At 60.6% G+C, this 19,808-nt stretch carries 14 protein-coding genes; 8 read left to right on the top strand and 6 right to left on the bottom strand.

All coding sequences use genetic code 11. The features are described from left to right. Positions 1-21: 21 nt before the first annotated feature. Together ACM6I7_RS22245 and ACM6I7_RS22240 are read right to left on the bottom strand one after the other, a co-directional pair. A complete protein-coding gene (locus ACM6I7_RS22245) occupies positions 22-456 on the bottom strand; it encodes an NUDIX hydrolase (protein WP_414889299.1) in 435 nt (144 codons plus the stop codon). Between the two features lie 67 nt (positions 457-523). Then, on the bottom strand, positions 524-1,885 hold the full coding sequence (locus ACM6I7_RS22240; protein WP_333988599.1) for an HD domain-containing phosphohydrolase: 1,362 nt from the start codon (positions 1,883-1,885) through the stop codon (positions 524-526). Positions 1,886-2,126: 241 nt separating this feature from the next. On the opposite strand from ACM6I7_RS22240, the gene ACM6I7_RS22235 reads away from it, so the two are divergent. Genes ACM6I7_RS22235 through ACM6I7_RS22215 form a run of 5 tightly spaced genes read left to right on the top strand, consistent with a single transcriptional unit; the run spans position 2,127 to position 10,467 of the window. Beyond that, entirely contained in the window at positions 2,127-4,391 is a 2,265-nt protein-coding gene (locus ACM6I7_RS22235; protein WP_414889298.1) for an EAL domain-containing protein, read from the top strand. Then, complete coding sequence (locus ACM6I7_RS22230; RefSeq protein ID WP_414889297.1) at positions 4,388-6,262, top strand: putative bifunctional diguanylate cyclase/phosphodiesterase; 1,875 nt, start codon at positions 4,388-4,390, stop codon at positions 6,260-6,262. The genes ACM6I7_RS22235 and ACM6I7_RS22230 overlap by 4 nt, the downstream gene beginning before the upstream one ends. Positions 6,263-6,302: 40 nt before the next feature. Continuing rightward, a complete protein-coding gene (locus ACM6I7_RS22225) occupies positions 6,303-7,256 on the top strand; it encodes a cytochrome-c peroxidase (protein WP_414889296.1) in 954 nt (317 codons plus the stop codon). After that, the gene (locus ACM6I7_RS22220; protein WP_414889295.1) at positions 7,253-9,067 is read left to right on the top strand and encodes a DAHL domain-containing protein; all 1,815 of its coding nucleotides are present in this window, start codon (positions 7,253-7,255) and stop codon (positions 9,065-9,067) included. The genes ACM6I7_RS22225 and ACM6I7_RS22220 overlap by 4 nt, the downstream gene beginning before the upstream one ends. Further along, positions 9,064-10,467 carry an ATP-binding protein gene (locus tag ACM6I7_RS22215; RefSeq protein WP_414889294.1) on the top strand — a complete coding sequence of 468 codons (1,404 nt, stop codon included), beginning with the start codon at positions 9,064-9,066 and terminating at the stop codon, positions 10,465-10,467. The genes ACM6I7_RS22220 and ACM6I7_RS22215 overlap by 4 nt, the downstream gene beginning before the upstream one ends. Before the next feature lie 6 nt (positions 10,468-10,473). Here ACM6I7_RS22215 and ACM6I7_RS22210 read toward each other — a convergent pair whose 3' ends face one another. Together ACM6I7_RS22210 and ACM6I7_RS22205 are read right to left on the bottom strand one after the other, a co-directional pair. Then, positions 10,474-11,799, bottom strand: a complete 1,326-nt coding sequence (locus ACM6I7_RS22210; protein ID WP_414889293.1) for an APC family permease — start codon at positions 11,797-11,799, stop codon at positions 10,474-10,476. A gap of 207 nt (positions 11,800-12,006) precedes the next feature. Then, complete coding sequence (locus ACM6I7_RS22205) at positions 12,007-12,828, bottom strand: carbon-nitrogen hydrolase family protein (RefSeq protein ID WP_414889291.1); 822 nt, start codon at positions 12,826-12,828, stop codon at positions 12,007-12,009. 125 nt (positions 12,829-12,953) lie between these two features. Here ACM6I7_RS22205 and ACM6I7_RS22200 point away from each other — a divergent pair, with 125 nt between their 5' ends. Both ACM6I7_RS22200 and ACM6I7_RS22195 read left to right on the top strand, forming a co-directional pair. Continuing rightward, positions 12,954-13,754: a helix-turn-helix transcriptional regulator gene (locus ACM6I7_RS22200; RefSeq protein ID WP_027612094.1), complete on the top strand. Its 801-nt coding sequence runs from the start codon at positions 12,954-12,956 to the stop codon at positions 13,752-13,754. 241 nt (positions 13,755-13,995) lie between these two features. Beyond that, complete coding sequence (locus ACM6I7_RS22195; RefSeq protein ID WP_098965427.1) at positions 13,996-15,615, top strand: FMN-binding glutamate synthase family protein; 1,620 nt, start codon at positions 13,996-13,998, stop codon at positions 15,613-15,615. Between the two features lie 6 nt (positions 15,616-15,621). Here the strand turns inward: ACM6I7_RS22195 and ACM6I7_RS22190 are convergent, their stop codons facing one another. Then, on the bottom strand, positions 15,622-17,109 hold the full coding sequence (locus ACM6I7_RS22190) for a glucosyltransferase domain-containing protein (protein ID WP_414889290.1): 1,488 nt from the start codon (positions 17,107-17,109) through the stop codon (positions 15,622-15,624). Positions 17,110-17,274: 165 nt separating this feature from the next. Next, complete coding sequence (locus ACM6I7_RS22185; protein ID WP_027612097.1) at positions 17,275-18,693, bottom strand: amino acid permease; 1,419 nt, start codon at positions 18,691-18,693, stop codon at positions 17,275-17,277. A gap of 624 nt (positions 18,694-19,317) precedes the next feature. Between ACM6I7_RS22185 and ACM6I7_RS22180 the strand changes: the two genes are divergently transcribed. Continuing rightward, positions 19,318-19,776 (top strand): REP-associated tyrosine transposase, encoded by a 459-nt coding sequence (locus tag ACM6I7_RS22180; RefSeq protein WP_027612098.1) that lies wholly within the window; start codon positions 19,318-19,320, stop codon positions 19,774-19,776. Positions 19,777-19,808: the final 32 nt, after the last annotated feature.

Raw genomic sequence — 19,808 nt, 5'->3', positions numbered from 1 at the left:
CAATGTCCTTTGCGTGAATGATCAGGCGAGCGCCGTCATTGATCTGCGATAAAACGGCAGGATCAGGTCGCGTGTCAATGGCGCCAGAACCACAGCAGGATCAGTGGCGGGATCAATCCAGATCACTTCCTCGATTTCGGCAGCGGGCGTCACATCGGCGTCGATGGTCAACTGAAAAATCTCCGCTTGCACCACAAACCCCGGCTCATTGGCGGCCGGTGCCGAGAACTGGCCAAGGAAGCAGGCCTGCGCCGGGTCGATCTGCAGGCTCAGCTCTTCTTCCAGCTCGCGGGCCAGTGCGTGCACCGGCAACTCATGCGCTTCGATCTTGCCGCCCGGTTGCATGAACGCCGTGGTGCCGCGCTTGCGCACCAGCAGGGTCTGGCCTTCGGCGTTGAGCAACAGCGCCGCGGCGATACGGATGAGGTTTGGAGCGACAACGGATGCAGAGGTCATGGGTCAGCCACCGGCCTGGAAAAACCGCAAGGATCCCATGCCCGGCCTGATTCAGTCACCTCACAGGTCACTCCCCCTGAGCCTTGAGCGCGGTTTCATCCTCCTCGGGCAGCTTGACGAATATCTTGTATTTGCCGCCCTCCATGGCTTCGAAGGCAATCAGCTTTTCCACCAGCAGTGCGCTGAGCACCTTGCCGGCGTTGAGCAGCAGCATGCCGTTATCGGCATTGAGATTACGCGCCAGAATCATCCCTGCCGCCAGGTCCCGGGTGGTCAGCACCTTGACCGACGGGTCGGCGAGGGTGACGTCGCCCAGAAATGCCGCGCACACCTGAATGAAATCTTCGACCAGCTCGGGATCATACAAACGCCCGGCGTACTGCCGCAGGTAGAGCAGGGCTTCGTCGCTGTTCAAATGCCGTTCGAGGATCAGGCCGCGTTGCAACTCGACGAAATCCACTGCCAGTTTCAGCAACCGCGACCCCAACGGAATCGCCTCGCCCTTGAGTCGGTCAGGAAAACCGCTGCCGTCCCAGCGCTCCTGGTGATGCAGGATCAGACGGGCCGCGTCCTTCATCGGGTCAAGCGTCATCAACAGCGATTCGCTCTGCTTCGGATAGCTGCGATAACGCTCGCGATCGGTATGGCGCAGCAAGTCCGAAGGCGTGGTCATCATGCCGTCGGTCCAGCTCAGTTTGCCAATGTTGTACAGCGCGGCGGCCATGGTCAGATCACGGCTGGTGGCCTCGTCCAGACCGTGCTGTTTGCAGTAGCTGCGCACCAGTTCGATGATCTGCCGATTGGTCTGCTTGGCAGGCGGCAGACGCAAATTGGCCAGCAGCGAGAACACTTCGGTGCCGGTGACATAGCTGTGTTTGAGTTCTTCGTAGGCCAGGTCAAGCATGTCGGCGGTCTGCTGCAGTTCGGCAGTGCGCGCCGCGACGTGCTTTTCCAGGGTGCTGTTGAGCAGCTTGAGCTGGTCGTTCTGCACCTGGGTCAAGCGCTCCAGACGTAGGCGCTCCTGCTCGGAATGCTGATGTTCGAGGGCTTGGCGCAGGATCAGCAGCAACTCCTCGTCATTCCACGGTTTGCTGATGTAGCGGTGAATCTGCCCGTCGTTGATCGCCTTGATGATTGCCGACGGGTCGGCATAACCGGTGAGCATGATGCGCACGGTCGCCGGATAGCGTTGACGGACATGCGCCAGTAACGAGGCGCCATCCATGTTCGGCATGCGCGCATCGCTCATCACCAGGTCCACTGGCTGTTGCTCCAGCATCTCCAGCGCCTGGGCACCGCTGGTCGCCAACAGGACGTCATAGGGTTGTCCCCGCAGCAGACGGCGCAGGCTGTTGAGGATCGATTCCTCGTCATCGACCAGCAACACCTTGGGTCGATGTACCGGCAACGGGGTGGATTGCTCTTCCATGGCTTGGCCTCAAGAAACAGGGTTAACGACACATCGACCGACCGCCTCACTGGCCCGCGCCTGAGTCCAAGGCTAGATGATTTTTGACTGCATTCACGCAAATCTTCGCTCACAGGCCACGGCGTCGCGCCGGGACGACTATGCTGAACACGGTGCAATACTCCATCGGTTGAACCGACAAGTTGCGAGGGAAAAGGATGCCCCGGATGACACCCGCCAGCGGCCTCATGGGCGGCGCGGCATGAACCAGCCAGCAGCGCATATCAATCGTCGGGTGCTTATCGTCGACGACAGCCCGTCGATTCATGGCGATTTCGCCAAGATTCTCTGCCCGCTCGTCCCCGCTGACGACGGCCTGGGCGAAACCGAGAATCTGTTGTTTGGCACCCCGTCCGCGACACCGTCCCAGCATTTCGAGCTGGACTCGGCCTTTCAGGGCCGCGAAGCGCTGGAAAAACTCGAAGCCGCGCTGGCTGAAAATCGCCCGTATGCCATGGCGTTCATCGACATGCGCATGCCGCCAGGCTGGGATGGCCTGGAGACCATCGAACGGTTGTGGCAAGTCGACCCCAAGCTGCAAGTCGCGCTGTGCACGGCGTATTCCGACTATTCCTGGGAAGACATCGACCAACGTCTGGCACTGAATGACCGCTTGCTGATTCTGAAAAAGCCGTTCGACGCGATCGAGATCCGGCAGATGGCCAGCGCGCTCACGGTCAAATGGCAGATGACCGAAGACGCCGAGCTGAAAATGAACCAGTTGGAACAGGCGGTTCAGGAGCGCACCCGCGAACTGTCCGACGCCAACATGATTGTGCAGAACAGCCCGACCATCCTGTACCGGCTGCGCGGCGATCCGTCGTTTGCCCTGATGTACATCTCCCACAACATCACCCGCTACGGCCATGTCGCCGCTGACCTGCTGCGCTCGCCCAACTGGGCGCAGGAACTGATTCACCCGGACGATCAGGCCAGCGTCGATGCCGCCATGGCCCGGGTGCTGGACCGGCATGCGTCAGGCGCTTCGATCGAGTTCCGGATGCGCACCGGCCAGGGCACCTGGCGCTGGGTGGAAAACCGCTATATCCCGGTGCGCGATGATGACGGCCGTCTGCTGGAAGTCGAAGGCATCATCCTCGACATCACCGAGCGCCGCGTGGCCGAGGAAAAACTGGCGTTGCTGGCCCGCTCCGACGGCCTGACAGGCCTGGCCAATCGCGCCACGCTGATCGAACGCCTGCATCAGGCCTTCGCCGCCGCGCGTCGGGGCGCTGCGCCGTTTGCGGTGTTTTACCTGGATCTTGACCACTTCAAGCGGATCAACGACACCTTGGGCCACCCGGTGGGCGATCTGCTGCTGCAGGAAGTCGCCCGCCGCATCAAATCAGGCGTGCGCGAAAGCGACGTGGTGGCGCGTCTGGGCGGCGATGAGTTCGCGATCCTGCAACTGGACGTCAGCGATCCGACCCAATCAGCTGCCATGGCAGCCAATATCCGCGACACGCTGCTGGCGCCCTACAACCTGGCCGGCAATGCGCTGCACATTTCGGTGAGCATCGGCATCAGCAGTTACAGCGGGCTCAGCCTCGACGCCGACAGCCTGCTCGGGCAGGCCGACATGGCGCTGTACCGCGCCAAGGAAATGGGGCGCAACCAGTATCACTTCCACTCCGAGGACATCTCGCGGGAAGTGGCCGAACGCATGACCCTGGTCGACGAATTGACCAGCGCCCTTCAGGGCAATCAACTGTTGCTGCATTACGCACCGGAGATTGACCTGCACAGCGGCAAGATTCTGGGCATGGAGGCGCAAATCCTCTGGCAACATCCGCGCCTCGGCCTGCTGCCGGCCTCCGCTTTCGTACCGATAGCGGAGAAAACCGGCGCGATCATTCCGCTCGGACGCTGGGTACTGAATCACGCCTGCCACCAGATGCACCTGTGGCGAAATGACGGGGTCGCCCCGCCAGTGATGGCGATCAAGATTTCCCTGGCACAGCTCAAAAGTGGCCCCGAACTGATCTACGACGTTCTGCGCACCACCGCACGCTGGGAACTCGCCCCCTGGGACCTGCGATTCGATGTCACCGAAGCCACGCTGGCCCAGACCAAGTGGACCCACAACGATGCATTGCCGCGCCTGCGTGAGCTGGGCGTGGCGATTGCCATCGATGATTTCGGCACCGAATATTCCTCGTTCGATTACCTGAAAACCTACCGGGTCAATCACCTCAAACTGGCCCAGAGCTTTATCGCCAGCGCGTCCCAGGATGCGGCCGGAGCCAACGCCCTGCGAGCGATCGTCAATTTCGCCCGGGATCTGGACATCGGCATCATCGCCGAAGGCCAGACACCCCTGAATCGACCCGATGTGCCCCGTGCCGAAGCACCGCTGCCCAGCGCACAGGGGTTGTATTTCAGCGAAGCGGTCAGCGCCGAACAGGCGGGCCGGTTGCTCCGGGACGTGCCCCGCGCGGCGCCCTCCCCCAAGGAGGATGAGGCATGAAAACGGCCTTCCCCCAGACCAACCGGCGCATCCTGATCATCGATGACACGCCAGCGATTCATGAGGACTTTCGCAAGATTCTGGCCCCGCAGGCGCAGGACGAGGTCGACTTGCATCAGTTGGAACAGACGCTGTTCGGTACCCGCCAATCGCCGCACCTGACCTTCCAGCTCGACTCCGCCTATCAGGGCCAGGAAGCCCTGGCCCTGGTCAAACACGCGCTGGCCAGCGGCAACCCGTATGCCCTCGCCTTCATCGACATGCGCATGCCACCGGGCTGGGATGGCCTGGAAACCATCGAGCAGCTATGGCGTGTCGATCCAAATCTGCAGGTTGCCCTGTGCACCGCGTACAGCGACTACAGCTGGGAGGCGATGGCCGAACGGCTGGAATTCGGCGACCAGTTGCTGATCCTGAAAAAGCCGTTCGACAGTCTGGAAATCCGTCAGATGGCCAACGCCCTGACCTGGAAATGGCAACTGGCGCAGGACGCGGCGCTGAAGATGCTCAGCCTTGAGCAGACCATCGAGGCGCGGGTTCACGAATTGCTCAAGGTCTCGCATCTGTTGCAATACGACAGCCTCACGGAGCTGCCCAACAGCACCCTGCTGGGTGATCGCCTGAGCCAGGCCATGGCTGTCTGCCGGCGCCATGACAAGCAACTGGTGGTGATGTTTCTCGGTCTGGATCGCTTCAAGCGCATCAACAATGCGTTGGGCCATCCGGCGGGCGATGAAATGCTCAAACGCACCGCCCGCCAACTGCTGTCATGCGTGCGTGATTCCGACTCGGTGTTTCGCTATGGCTCGGACGAGTTCGTGGTGATCCTCGGCGACATCAACCATCCCCAGCAAACCCACGGCGTCGCGGAAAAACTGCTGGCTGCCATTCGTCTGCCGCAGACGATTGCCGGGCATGACGTCAGCGTCACCGCCAGCGTCGGCATCAGCGTGTACCCCGATGACGGCCTCGAAGCCATCGAGCTGATCAAAAAAGCCGAGACGGCGATGCGCAACGTCAAGGAGCACGGCCCTGACAGCGTTGGCTTCTTCATCGAAGCCATGAACCAGCACGCCCGCGAGCAGCACAGCATCGAGTCGGGCATTCGCCGCGCTCTGCACGGGCACGAGTTTGTCCTGCACTATCAGCCGAAAATCGACCTGCGCAGCGGCACCGTGGTCGGCGCCGAAGCGCTGATACGCTGGCAGAAACCGGGACACGGCTGGATCTACCCGGCGGAGTTCATTCCGGTGGCCGAGGACAGTGGTCTGATCGTGCCCTTGAGCAAATGGGTACTGGGCGAAGCCTGCCGTCAGACCCGCGCCTGGCAAACAGCCGGACTGCCGCCGATCCGCATGTCGGTGAACATGTCACCCATCGATTTTCGTCAGCGTGACTTCGTTGCGGGCGTCGAACGCGTGCTTGAGCAGACAGGCCTGGCCCCTGACTGGCTGGAGATCGAGATCACCGAAGGTGTGCTGATGCAGAACGTCGAAACAACGATGGTTGCGCTCAATCGCTTGAAGGCGTTGGGCACCCGCCTGGCCATCGATGACTTCGGCACCGGCTATTCCAGCCTGAGTTACCTGCGCCGGTTTCCGATTGATGTGCTGAAGATCGACCAGTCGTTCATTCGCGGTCTGTGCAACGACAGCAACGATGCGGCACTGGTCAGCGCCATCATCAGCCTGGGCAGGAGTCTGGGGCTCAACGTCATCGCCGAAGGCATCGAAACCGCCGAGCAACTGGCGTTCCTCAAGGCCCACGACTGCGAAGAAGGTCAGGGCTACTTTTTCAGCAAGGCATTACCGGCTGACGACTTTGCGCACTGGCTGGCCAGCGCAGCCCCGCCACCGTGGACGGCGCGATGAACGCCTCGATACCGGCCTTGAGTCAAGGAGACGATTGCCGATGAACCTGTTCCGTCCCGCCATGACGCTGCTGCTGTGCGGACTCTGCGCCGGGGCCAGTGCCGACCCGCTGGACGAGCCGCTCAAACCGTTGCCCGCCGTGCCACAGCAGGACGCCCGGCGCGTGGAACTGGGTCGTCGGTTATTCCATGAGCCACGCTTGTCGATCAACAACACACTGTCCTGTGCCAGTTGCCACCAACTGGACAAGAACGGTGCCGACAGCCGGGCGCTCTCGCTGGGGTTCGACGGCAAACCGGTGGCGGTCAACACACCGACCGTGTTCAACGCCAGCCTCAATTTCCGCCAGTTCTGGGACGGCCGCGTCGAGACGCTGGAAGAACAGAGCAATGTCGTCATCACCAGCCCCCATGAAATGGGCAGCGACTGGAGCACGGTCGTCGAGCGGATCGCCAACGACGCCGATTACCGCCGCGATTTCGCCGCCACCTACCCGGACGGCGTGACCAAGACCAACATCCAGCAGGCGCTGGCCAGTTTCGAACGTACCTTGCTGCCCCCCAACTCACGCTTCGATCAGTACCTGCTGGGCAATACCGAAATCCTCACGCTGGACGAAAAATACGGTTATCAGCGCTTCAAGGAGTACGGCTGTATCTCCTGTCACCAAGGGGTGAACATCGGCGGCAACATGTTCCAGAAATTCGGCGTGTTCGGTGATTACATTGCCGATCGCGGCAACCCGACCGTGGCCGATCAGGGTCGTTTCAACGTGACCGGCGACGAAGTCGACCGGGCGGTGTTCAAGGTGCCGAGCCTGCGCAATGTCGCGATCACCGCACCGTATTTCCACGACGGCTCGGCGCCCACCCTCGAACGGGCCGTGGATGTGATGTTCCAGTATCAGTTGGGGCGCATGCCCAGCGAAGAGGACAAACGGCTGATCATGCTGTTTCTCACAACCCTGACCGGCCAACGGGAAGACAAACCATGATCAACATCTCGCGGCGACGCAGCCTGCTGTTGCTGACCCTGGTCGCCCTGGCACTGGCCTCGATCCTGCTGTTTCTGTACTTCAAGTCCAGCTCCGACCAGACCATGACGTACACCGAGTCGCGGGATCTGATCCGGCAGATCAAACAGCAGAATTCGCTGTGGGAAAACGAGATCCTCAAGGCGCGGGTGGCGCTCACCCACAACTATGATCCGCTGGTGTCGCCGATGAACGAGATGAACCGGCTCTGGGAGCGCTTCGACGCCATAGAATCGGGGCATGGTCGAAACGATTCGACGCAGTGGAACGAGGCCTATGAGAGTTTCCTGCAAGCGATGCAGGAAAAGACCCGGCTGGTCGAACAGTTCAAATCGCACAACGCCTTGCTGCGCAACTCCCTGGCGTTTTTGCCCACCGCCGAAGACGACATTCAGCAACAATTGGCCAACCTGTCGGACTTCGATAAATCCCAGTTGGAGAACATCACCACCGATACCTACGACCTCCTGCTCAGTGCGCTGGAGTTTGCTCAAGTCACCTCCGATGACCGGGCCGCCGACATCGAGGTGGGTCTGAACAAACTGACCGTCAACGCACAGCGCCTGCCGCAGGCGTTTCAAACCCCGGTCAAAATCCTCAGCAACCACATCAGCCTGATCGCTCGCGAGCAGCCACTGGTCAATCAGTTGCTCGAAAGCATCGAAAACATTCCCGTGGCCGAGCGCCTGGACACCCTCACCACCATGCTCGATCGCGATCAACAGCGTGTCGATCAGGTCGACCGCCAATACCACTTCTATCTGCTGCTGTTCTCGGTGCTGCTGATGTTGTCGCTGGTGTGGCTGGCCATCCGCCTGATCGGCAGTTTCGCCGAGATCAATCGGGTCAATACGGCCCTGCAAACCGCCAACGATGCGCTGGAGCAACGCGTCGAGGAGCGCACCCGGGAACTCAAGAACGCCCAGAGCGAGCTGCTCGACGCTGCACGTCAGGCCGGCATGGCGGAAATCGCCACCAATGTGCTGCACAACGTCGGCAACGTGCTCAACAGCGTGAACATTTCCAGCGATCTGATCGCGCGCAAGCTGCGCAGCAGCAAGACCCAGGGCCTGGGCAAGGCGATGCAGCTGATCAACGAGCACCCGCACGACCTCGGCGCCTTTCTCAGCGAAGACGCCAAGGGCAAATTGCTCCCCGGTTATCTCAACCAGTTGGTCGGAGCCATCGCCCAGGAACAGCAGGAAATGATCGACGAATTGAACCAGATGAACAAAAGCGTCGATCACATCAAGGACATCGTCGCCACCCAGCAATCCTACGCCGGCGCCAACAGCATGACCGAGCCGCTGTTTATCAACGAGCTGCTCGAAGATGCGTTGCGCATGAACGCCGGGGCCCTGACCCGGCATCACGTCACGGTGGTCAAGGAGTACGCCGAGGTGCCGCAGGTGATGGGCGACAAACACCGTTTGCTGCTGATCCTGATCAACCTCATCAGCAATGCCAAATACGCCATGTCTGACCTCAGCAACCGCCCCCGCACCATGACCCTGGCGGTAAGAATCGTCGATGACAACTTCCTCGAAATCAGCGTCAGGGACGACGGCGAAGGCATCGCGCCGGAAAACATGACGCGGATCTTTGCCCACGGTTTCACCACCCGCAAGGAAGGTCACGGCTTCGGTCTGCACAGCTGCGCGCTGGCGGCCATCGAGATGAACGGGCACCTCACCGCGCACAGCGACGGACCGGGCAAAGGCGCGCTGTTCACCTTGCAGATCCCCCTGATCAGCGTCACGGAGAACGCATGAGCGAGCTGTCGAACCAACGCATTCTGCTGATCGACGACATGCCGTCGATTCATGAAGACTTCCGCAAGATCCTCGCGCCACCGGCAGCACAGTCAGTGGAACTGGACGAGATGGAAGCAGCACTGTTTGGCGCTCAGATTCGCGCCGAACGTCCGCCGTTCGAGCTGGACTCGGCCTACGGCGGCGAGGAAGGTCTGGGCAAACTGATGCAGGCCTTGCAGGAACAACGCCCTTACGCGCTGGCCTTCGTCGACATGCGCATGCCCGACGGCTGGGACGGCGCGAAAACCATCGAGCATCTATGGCAGCAGGATCCGCTGTTGCAGGTGGTGGTGTGTACCGCCTACTCGGATTATTCCTGGGATGAACTGCTCGAACGTCTGCAAGCGCATGACCGATTGCTGATCCTGAAAAAGCCGTTCGACAACATCGAAGTGCAGCAGATGGCCAACACCCTGCTGACCAAATGGCAGATGACCGAACGCGCCTCGTTGCAGATGCATCATCTAGAACATCTGGTCGATCAGCGTACCGCGCAGTTCAAGCAGGCCAGCGAAGAACTGCAGCGCGAAATAGATGAACGCAAGCAACTGGAAAGTCAGTTGGTGCAGTCGGAAAAGCTTGCTTCACTGGGGCAAATGGCGGCCGGCGTGGCCCATGAAATCAATAACCCGATCGGCTTCATCTCCTCCAACCTCGGCACCCTCGACGGCTACTTCAACCAATTGTTGAGCGTACTCGATGCCTGGCAGACGCTGGGCCCCACGCCGGACAGCGAATCCGTAGCCCGGCTTGAGCAACTGCGCAAAGACGCCGATCTGGATTTTCTGCTCGAAGACATCCCGGTGTTGATCCGCGAATCCAAGGAAGGCATTGGCCGGGTCGGACAGATCGTCAAGGATCTGAAGGATTTCTCCCGGGTCGATACCCATCAGCAATGGCAGTGGGCCAATCTGCAACAAGGCATCGACTCGACGCTGAACATCGTCGCCAGCGAACTCAAGTACAAGGCCGATGTGATCAAGGAATATCAACCGTTGCCGGACATCGAGTGCCTGCCCTCGCAAATCAATCAGGTGATCATGAACCTGGTGGTCAACGCGGCGCAGGCCATGGGCCCCGAGCGCGGCACCATTACTTTGCGTACCGGGCAGCAGCAGGACACGGCCTGGGTGGAAGTCGCGGATACCGGCGCGGGAATCGCGCCGGACATCCTGCAGAAAATCTTCGATCCGTTTTTCACCACCAAACCGGTCGGTCAGGGCACCGGGCTGGGCCTGTCCCTGTCCTACGGCATCGTGAAAAAACACGGTGGCGACATTTCGGTCCGCAGCGAACCAGGCGTGGGCACAACCTTTCGCGTCGAGTTACCGATGCGCCAGAGCCGACCCGCAGCCTGAGGTGTCTCAGGTCGCTTCCTGAAAATCCATCTCCGGCGGCTGACGACGAAAGCCGCCCGTGAGCACCGCCAGATACACCACGCCAATCGCCAGCCAGCTCAGGCCCAGATACACCGCCAGGTGATCCAGGCTGACCATCAGCCACAAGTCCGCCACCAGCCCGATGAACGGGAAGATCAGAAACAGCACCAGCTCTCGCGGGCCTTTTCTCTCGCCGCCGATCCAGTAGTGAAAGATCACCGACAGGTTGACCAGACTGAACGCCAGGAACGCGCCGAAGTTGATGAACGAAGTGGACGTGGTCACGTCGAGTTTCAGCGCCAGCAACGCCACCACTGCACACAGCAGGATGCTGTTGACCGGTGTGCCGAAGCGCGCATGCAAGGTGCCGAAAAACGACTTGGGCAACACGCCGTCGCGGCCCATCGCAAACAGCAGACGCGAACCGCTGGCCTGGGCCGACAACCCCGAGGCGAACTGGCCGACGATCAAGCCAATGAGGAAGATCGAGACGAACAGATCGCCGCCGATGTTGCGCGCAATTTCATAGGCCGCCGAATCGACGCTGTCGAACTGGAATGACGGGTGGGCGATCTGCACAAAGTACGACACCCCGACGAAGATCAGCCCGCCGATCAGAGTGATCAACATGATCGCCCGTGGAATGGTGCGGCGTGGGTCGCGGGTCTCTTCGGTCAGCGTGCTGACCGCGTCGAAACCGAGGAACGAATAACAGGCGATAGCCGCGCCACTCATGATCAGCGGCATCTGCATGTCGCCATTGAAGAACGGTTTGATCGACCACAACGGCGTGCGCGCATCGCCGCCGACGTAGTGCACGCACAGCGCGACGAAGGCGATCAGCACCAGAAATTGCACCAGCATCAGCAAGGCGTTGATGCCGTTTGCCAGTTTCAAACCGATGATGTTGATCGCGCTGGTGATGCCGATGAACGCCAGTACCCAGATCCACTGCGGGATCGACGGGAACGCCGAAGCGAGGTACGCCGCGCCGATCAGCCAGATCGCCATCGGCAAAAACAGGTAATCGAGCAGCACCGCCCAACCGGCGATGAAGCCGAGCTTGGGGCTGATCGCCTTGCGCACGTAGCTGTAGGCGGAACCGGCGACGGGGAACGCGGCGGCCATGCGCCCGTAGCTCATGGCGGTGAAGAACATCGCCACCAGTGCTGCCAGGTACGCGGCCGGGACCATGCCGGCGGTGGATTGCGCGAGGATGCCGAAAGTGCCGAGGACAATGATCGGCGTCATGTAGGCGATGCCGAACAGCACCACCGACCCTAATGACAGGGTGCGTTGCAAACGAGCCATGGGCGACTTACTCCGAATGTTATTGGATTTATGGCAGAGCCGAGTTCGGCGAATGTTTCGGGTGTGGCTTTGTTGTTTTTTGGATCAAGCAGGTGTGTTGTCTGGACTGGCCTCTTCGCGAGCAAGCCCGCTCCCACAGTGACCGCATTCCCCTGTGGGAGCGGGCTTGCTCGCGAAGGCGTCAGCCCGACCGACACAGCATCCCGATCAGTGCGCAGGAATCAGCAACTCGCGCAGTCCGCCAGCGTGCTCCACCACCTCCCCCGGCAGTTTCAAACGCTGATCATCCAGGTAGCGGTAATCCTTGCGCGCAATCACCAACCGGTCGAAATCCAGCTCGACGCTGAACTGCCCCTCTTCCCGCCCCGCTTCGAACAGCAATTCCCCCAACGGATCCACCAGCGCACTGCCGCCGGCAAACATCAAACCGTCATCCCCGGCCTCGACGCGGTTGACCATCAGCGCAAACGCCTGGTTTTCCTGGGCGCGGGCCATGATCGCGGTACGGTGAGTCGGGGCGTACGGGTCCATGTTGCCGTTGGTCACGATCAGCAATTCGGCACCCAGTTGCGCCAGTGCGCGGGCGGATTCGGGAAACTCGATGTCGTAGCAGATCAGCAGGCCGACGCGCACGCCGTTCCACTCGCAGGTGGCATAGCGGTCGCCGGGCTCGAACACGCCGCGATCCGAAGCCCAGAGGTGGGTCTTGCGATATTTGAGCGCGATGCCTTCCGGGGTGATCAGCAGCGTGGTGTTGTAGAAGCGCCCGTTGTCGCTTTCGGCCATGCCGATCACCACGGCGACGTTGCGCTCGCGGGCGGCGGCCAGCACCGCGCGGACGGTCGGGCCATCCAGCGGCTCGGCGATCTTCGCCACGGTTTCTGCTGTCGGGAAGCCCATCAGGTGGGTTTCCGGGAATACGATCAATTGCGTGTCGGCCGCGCACGCCGCGATCGCCGCGAGGGCGCGTTCGAGGTTGTATGCGGTGCCATTGTCACGGCCCGCCAGTTGGGCGAGTTCGACTTTCATGAGAATTCCTTGTGATGGGCAGCGGGCGCTGAAAGATTGCCCGGTGGCTGTCTGTGGGCCAGTATGCGCAGCAAGCAACCGGCCAGGGAATCACGCGGCCGGGGTAACCCGATAGGGGTAGATCCATGACCGTTTCGTTTGATGACATCACCTGGCACCGCGCCGTCGGGCAACTGATCGACGCGCTGGACAAGCCGAATTTCTGGGCGCAACTGGTGCGTCTGCTCGACCAGTACGTGGCGTTCGATAGTTGGGTGGTGCTGCTGTTCAGTGCCGATCAGCACCCGCAGGTATTCGCCGAATGCCCCGGCGAGGACGGCAGTCCCGACCCGCTGTTTCAGGATTATCTGCGCGGGTTGTACCTGCTCGACCCGTTCTACATCGCCTGCCGCGAGCAGTCGCGCACCGGGCTGTACCGCCTGTCCGAGGTGGCACCGGAGCATTTCGAGCTGACCGAGTATTACCAGCGATACTTTCGTCTGAATGTGGTCGCCGACGAAATCCAGTTCAATTGCCAACTCGAAGGCGAGCGCACGCTGTGTCTGTCGCTGGGCAGTGAAAAACGTTTCACTGGCGAACAGATTGCCTTGCTGTCATTGATCCAGCCGTGGGTGCTGGGCCTGTTGCGTCAGCGTCTGCCGTACGAGATCAACCAGACCGTGGCCCTCGCTGCCGCACCTGCACCCGCTGACTGGCGGGTGCAACTGGAAGCGTCGGTGCAACAACTCAAGGGCGCGCAACTGACCGCCCGGGAGCTGGATGTCGGGCGTTTGATGCTCAGCGGTTGCTCCAGTAAAGAAATCGCCCGTAAGCTGGAAATCTCCGTAGAAACCGTGAAAGTCCATAAGAAACATATGTACAGCAAGCTGGGGATCAAATCCCAGTCGGAGCTGTTTTCGATTTTTCTCCAGGCGCAGAACGCCTGATAACGCGTGGAAATGCTTTCCTGTGTCGACAGATTCTCTGTGGTGAGGGGATTCATCCCCGATGGGCTGCGCAGCAGCCCCAAGTCTATGCATGCGGTCTTTCAGTTAAACCGCAGTGAATGGTTTTGGGGCGGCTTCGCCACCCATCGGGGATAAATCCCCTCACCACAATAAATCTCATCAACAGGCCCGCCTGCTGCCACAGGTTTGCAAACCATTGAGTCCGAACCAAGGAAACCGTATGAGCCTGTCACTCCTGAGCCGCTACGCCTTCTTTGCCGTCTGCGTGATTTTCACCCTCGCCAGCCTGCCCTTTCTCGAACACGACTGGCTGTGGCCGATCACCGCCGTCACCGGCGTACTGAGCCTGCTTGGTCTGTTCGACCTGCTGCAGAGCCCGCACGCGGTGCGCCGCAACTACCCGATCCTGGGCAACATCCGCTATCTGGTCGAAGGCATCCGCCCGGAGATCCGCCAGTACCTGCTGGAATCCGACAGCGACGCCCTGCCCTTCTCCCGCGCCCAGCGTTCGCTGGTGTACTCGCGGGCGAAAAATGAAAGCGCCGACAAACCCTTCGGCACGCTGATCGACGTGTATCAATCGGGCTTCGAATTCATCGGCCACTCGATGCGCCCGGCACCGTTGAGCGACCCGAGCGGTTTCCGCGTCACCGTCGGCGGCCCGCAGTGCACCCAGCCGTATTCGGCCTCGGTGTTCAACATCTCGGCGATGAGCTTCGGCTCGCTCAGCGCCAACGCCATCCGCGCGCTGAATCAGGGCGCCAAGCTCGGCAACTTCGCCCACGATACCGGCGAAGGCAGCATCAGCCCGTATCACCGCGAACACGGCGGCGACCTGACCTGGGAACTGGGCAGCGGCTACTTCGGCTGCCGCACCAGCGATGGCCGCTTCGACCCGGAACGCTTCGCCACTCAAGCGCAGAATCCGCAGGTGCGGATGATCGAAATCAAGATGAGTCAGGGCGCCAAACCCGGCCACGGCGGGATTCTGCCCAAGCACAAGGTCACCCAGGAAATCGCCGACACCCGTGGTATCCAGATGGGCGAAGACTGCATCTCGCCGTCACGCCACAGCGCGTTTTCCACGCCGATCGAAATGATGCATTTCATCCAGCAACTGCGTGAACTGTCCGGCGGCAAACCGGTGGGTTTCAAGTTCTGTCTCGGACATCCGTGGGAGTTCATGGGCATCGCCAAGGCCATGCTGGAAACCGGCATCCTGCCGGACTTCATCGTGGTCGACGGCAAGGAAGGCGGTACCGGGGCAGCGCCCGTGGAGTTCACCGACCACATCGGCGTGCCGATGCGCGAAGGCCTGCTGTTCGTGCACAACACCCTGGTCGGCCTGAACCTGCGCGACAAGATCAAACTCGGCGCCAGCGGCAAGATCGTCAGTGCCTTCGACATCGCCAGCGTGCTGGCCATCGGCGCCGACTGGGCCAACTCCGCGCGCGGCTTCATGTTCGCCATCGGCTGCATCCAGTCGCAAAGCTGCCACACCAACAAATGCCCGACCGGCGTCGCCACCCAGGACGCTCTGCGCCAACGCGCCCTCGTCGTCCCGGACAAGGCTCAGCGCGTCTACAACTTCCACCGCAACACGCTCAAGGCGCTGGCAGAAATGCTCGCCGCCGCAGGCCTTGAGCATCCGTCGCAACTGTCGGCCAAGCACCTGGTGCGCCGCATGTCGGCGACCGAGATCAAACTGTTCTCGCAGTTGCATGTGTTTCTGAAACCGGGGGAATTGCTCACGGGTGAGGTGAATGGCGAGTTCTATTCGCGGATGTGGCAGATGGCGCGGGCGGACAGCTTTGAGCCGCAGGAAGTGGCGGCAGCCTGAGCGTCGTCACCAACTGAGCAGGCGGTGAGGCGGCGGCTCTTTCATGACGATGAAACCGTAATCGCCAATCAGGTAAATCCGGTAATACAGGCTGTCCACCAGCGCTGGAAACCCCTGATAGCCGACGCGGGTGGCATTGCGCCGTTCGCGTTCGGCGACCACGTTGGTAATGCCTGCTGACGGCAGATTTTCCGCGAGCATGAAGTAGTCGACGTTGAGCAAATACTTCAGAACCGGTAGCCGTTTGAATGAACCGGTCGCACTGACCAGCCAGCGATCGGAGTAGCTCACCGAGAGATAGATCCGCTTGGCTTCACGCAACTCGCGATGGGCGGCGATGTCGTGGCTCAGGCTGTACAGCGCGCTGTTGGCGAAGGTTTTCTGCAGGCTCAGCACCCGGCCATACGCGAAGGACAGCGAGAGTGTCGCCAGCAGCGGAATAATCAGCAGCAAGGGCAAGCGACGATGCGCGGATGCCAACGCAACGTGCGCCAGATAGAACAACCCCAGCAACAACACGCCGAAGCCCATCAGGGTGCGCGCGCCTTCATTGAAATCACGGAACAGCAGCGTGATCCCCGGCACCAGCAAAGTCAGGACAGGCAGCGTGAGCAAGCACAGCAGCAAGTCTGGCCAACGGTGCGGGCGGCACTGAACCAGTCGCACACTGCCAGCGATCGCACACAACACCAGCGCAGCGAAAACCCACGGGTAGCCACCGTGAAACAGCAGCGCGACTTTCTCCAGGACCCGAGCGAAATTGATGCCGATCTGCAACAGCGGATCGGCGTCCAGGTTCAACAGATCCGTTTTTCGCAACGTTTCCATGAAAGGGTACGCCGTGGCGCTGTAGATCAGGATGCCCAGGCCCGCTTGTGCGAGTTTCCAGCCCAGCATCCGCAGAATCTCCGGCCACTGCGTTCGCCGCTGAACAGCCCTGATCAACTCGACACAACACAGCCCGAGAAACACATTGAAGCTGATCTGATAAAGACCGATTGCCAGCGCCAGCAACGCCGCCGGCACCAGCCAGCGCTGCACCCGCGATGAACCTTCGAATGTGATGGCGTAGATCGCCGCGACCATGCTCAGGGCCATGATCGGGCCGTCGTATTGATAGGACAGATTCTGCAGCAGGAACGGGTTATACCAGAGCGGCAACGGCACCAGACAGCAGGCCAGCGTCGGTTCTGCAAAGTAGTGAAAGGTCAGGCGCGTCAGGGCCAGACTCATCGCTACGACGGCGAGCAACAGCGGCAACGGAAAGATGTTCGGCGCGGCGCCGGTGAACGTCAGCGCCTGAAAAAACCAGTCGGCAAACAACCGCCCCTGCCCGGCCCAGGCATTGCCGGCGGCCAGCGTGCGCCAGTTGTCGTCGATGTACGGGAAGTCGGCGAGGATCAGGGGCAGGACGTACAACGCGGTAGCCAGCAGGAAGAACAGCGCGACCTGACGCTGACTGAGTTCTCGTTGGAGAAATGCGCTCGTTCTCATGTGCGCGCCCCGTTTCAATGCCGCGCGAAATTTGCGAAGTGATACAGGTTTGAGCCTTGCTTCGAGGTTTTTATCGCGCTTTCAGACCGGCGGTTACAGCTTCTGAAACGCCCATAAAAAACCCCGACCAATAGGCCGGGGCTTGTTTGTTACCTTACCGTTGACTTACGAGACCGAACGCACCGCACCCTGCGTTTCACCGGTCGGTTGCAGCTTGAACACGTAGAACAACACGGTCAGCAGCACCAGGAACACCGGCCCCACATATAGCGCCACGCGGGTGTCCGGGAAGTACGCCATCAGGCCGACCACCAGCACCAGAAACGCCAGCGCGAAGTACGAGCTGACCGGGTACAACCACATCTTGTATTTCAGGCCGGCACGTTCGCTGGCGCTCAGGCCTTTGCGGAATTTCAGTTGCGCCAGCAGGATCATCACCCAGGTCCAGATCGCGCCGAAGGTCGCAATCGACGTCACCCAGACGAAGACTTTCTCCGGCACCAGGTAGTTGAGCAGCACGCCGATCAGCAGCGCGAAAATCGACAGCAGCAGCGCGCGGCGTGGCACGCCATTGGAGGTCTTGGCGAACCCGGCCGGAGCCTGGCCGTTCTGCGCCAGGCTGTAGAGCATGCGCCCGGTGCTGAAGATGCCGCCGTTGCACGACGACAGCGCCGCAGTGATCACCACGAAGTTGATGATGCCGGCGGCGGTCTTGATGCCCAGACGTTCGAAGGTCATCACGAACGGACTGCCCTGGGTGCCAATTTCGTTCCACGGGTAGATCGACAGGATCACGAACAGCGCGCCGACGTAGAACAGCAGAATGCGCCAGAACACCGAGCCGATCGCATCAGGAATGGTCTTCTGCGGGTTCTTCGCTTCACCGGCGGTCAGGCCGATCATTTCGACACCGAGGTAGGCGAACATGACCATTTGCAGGGACATCAGCACACCGGTCACGCCGTTGGGCATGAAGCCGCCGTGGGCCCACAGGTTGGAAATCCCCAGCGCCACGCCATCGTTGCCGAAACCGAAAGCAATGATGCCGACGCCGCCGATGACCATGGCGATGATGGTGACGATCTTGATCAGGGCGAACCAGAACTCGAATTCACCGAAGGCTTTTACCGCGATGAGGTTGATCGAGCCCATGCTGATCAACGCCGCGAGGGCCCAGATCCAGCGCGGTACATCGGGGAACCAGATGCCCATGTACACGGCGACGGCGGTGATTTCCGCGACGCAGGTCACTAGCCACAGGAACCAGTAGTTCCAGCCGGTGAGAAAGCCCGCCAGCGGGCCGAGGTAGTCCTGGGCGTAGCGGCTGAACGAGCCGGCCACCGGGTTGTGTACGGCCATTTCGCCGAGGGCGCGCATGATCACCAGGATCGCCAGGCCGCCGAGAATGTACGACAGCATGATCGCCGGGCCGGCCATTTCAATGGCCTTGGCCGAGCCGAGAAACAGGCCGACGCCGATACAGGCACCGAGTGCCATCAGGCGAATATGCCGTTCGCCGAGTTCGCGTTTAAGCGGGCCGCCGTGAGCGGTCTCGCCATGGGGCAGGTGATTGCCGACTGGCATAGGGATACAACCTCGTCTTGTTATTGGATATGACCACCGTGTGTCGAAGCCTCGACCGATAGGCCTCAGCTTCCCGATACCGCGCCTGCTTCGTGGGCAGACACGTCATGCAGGACCCTGCCTGCAAGATCAGCGGGGCGTGCAGTATAGAAAGCTTTTCACAGGGCTTTTCACTCTATAAGTGACAACATTCAGCTAGAAGTCTCGGCAAAAAGCCGCTTTACGGAGAGATATTACCTGATATGCGTAGGAATATTCACCACAAAAATCCCGGCGAGTATTGCACGATGATGGTGCACCGTCATGGCCCTGCTTTGGTGGTCTTGAAGATTAAACAGCTCTAAACCGGTACTCCTCAGTTCATATGGCCTATTGCGTTGAAAGCTTTCTGTGGTGAGGGGATTTATCCCCGATGGACTGCGCAGCAGGCCCAAGCTCTTAAAATGTGATCACCCTTGGTCAGGGCCGCTTCGCGCCCCATCGGGGATAAATCCCCTCGCCACACGTGACGTCAATATTCCCCGCCCCGCCTGAAAAACGAAAATTCCTACGGCATTTACAGACCCGGCTCAAGTAATCCGCCACTAGCCTTCAGGCCTTGATGACTGAACGCAGGGAGCGAACATGCCAGTCAAACCAAATTCCTACCGTCTTCGTTTAGGACGACATTCCGAAACAGACCGAGCCTATTTCGTCACTTCAGTGGTGTATGACCGCCACCCCGTATTTTCCGACTGGCGCACAGGCCGTTTATTGGTTGCAGAGTTTCGCCACGCCCATGAACAAGGCTTAGTAGAGTCCATCGCCTGGGTGGTCATGCCTGATCACTTTCATTGGTTGATGCAGTTGAAAAGCGACAATCTTGGCAAAATCGTTGGCGCGGTAAAGGCGCGCTGCACCCAAGCCGTTAACAGGAAAACCGGTCGTCGCGGTCGATTGTGGCAAACCGGCTATCACGACCGCGCCATCCGTGATGGCGAAGACTTGAAACCGTTCGCCCGTTACATCATCGCCAATCCGCTACGGGCGGGATTGGTGGAGCGGATTGGCGACTACCCGCTTTGGGACGCCTGCTGGCTCTAGGCCCATTACTGAAACTAAATCATGTCAATTCA

The organism is Pseudomonas sp. IT-93MI4 (assembly GCF_949767635.1).
Classification (GTDB): Bacteria; Pseudomonadota; Gammaproteobacteria; order Pseudomonadales; family Pseudomonadaceae; genus Aquipseudomonas; species Aquipseudomonas putida_A.
This window is presented reverse-complemented; position numbering and strand designations above follow the sequence as displayed.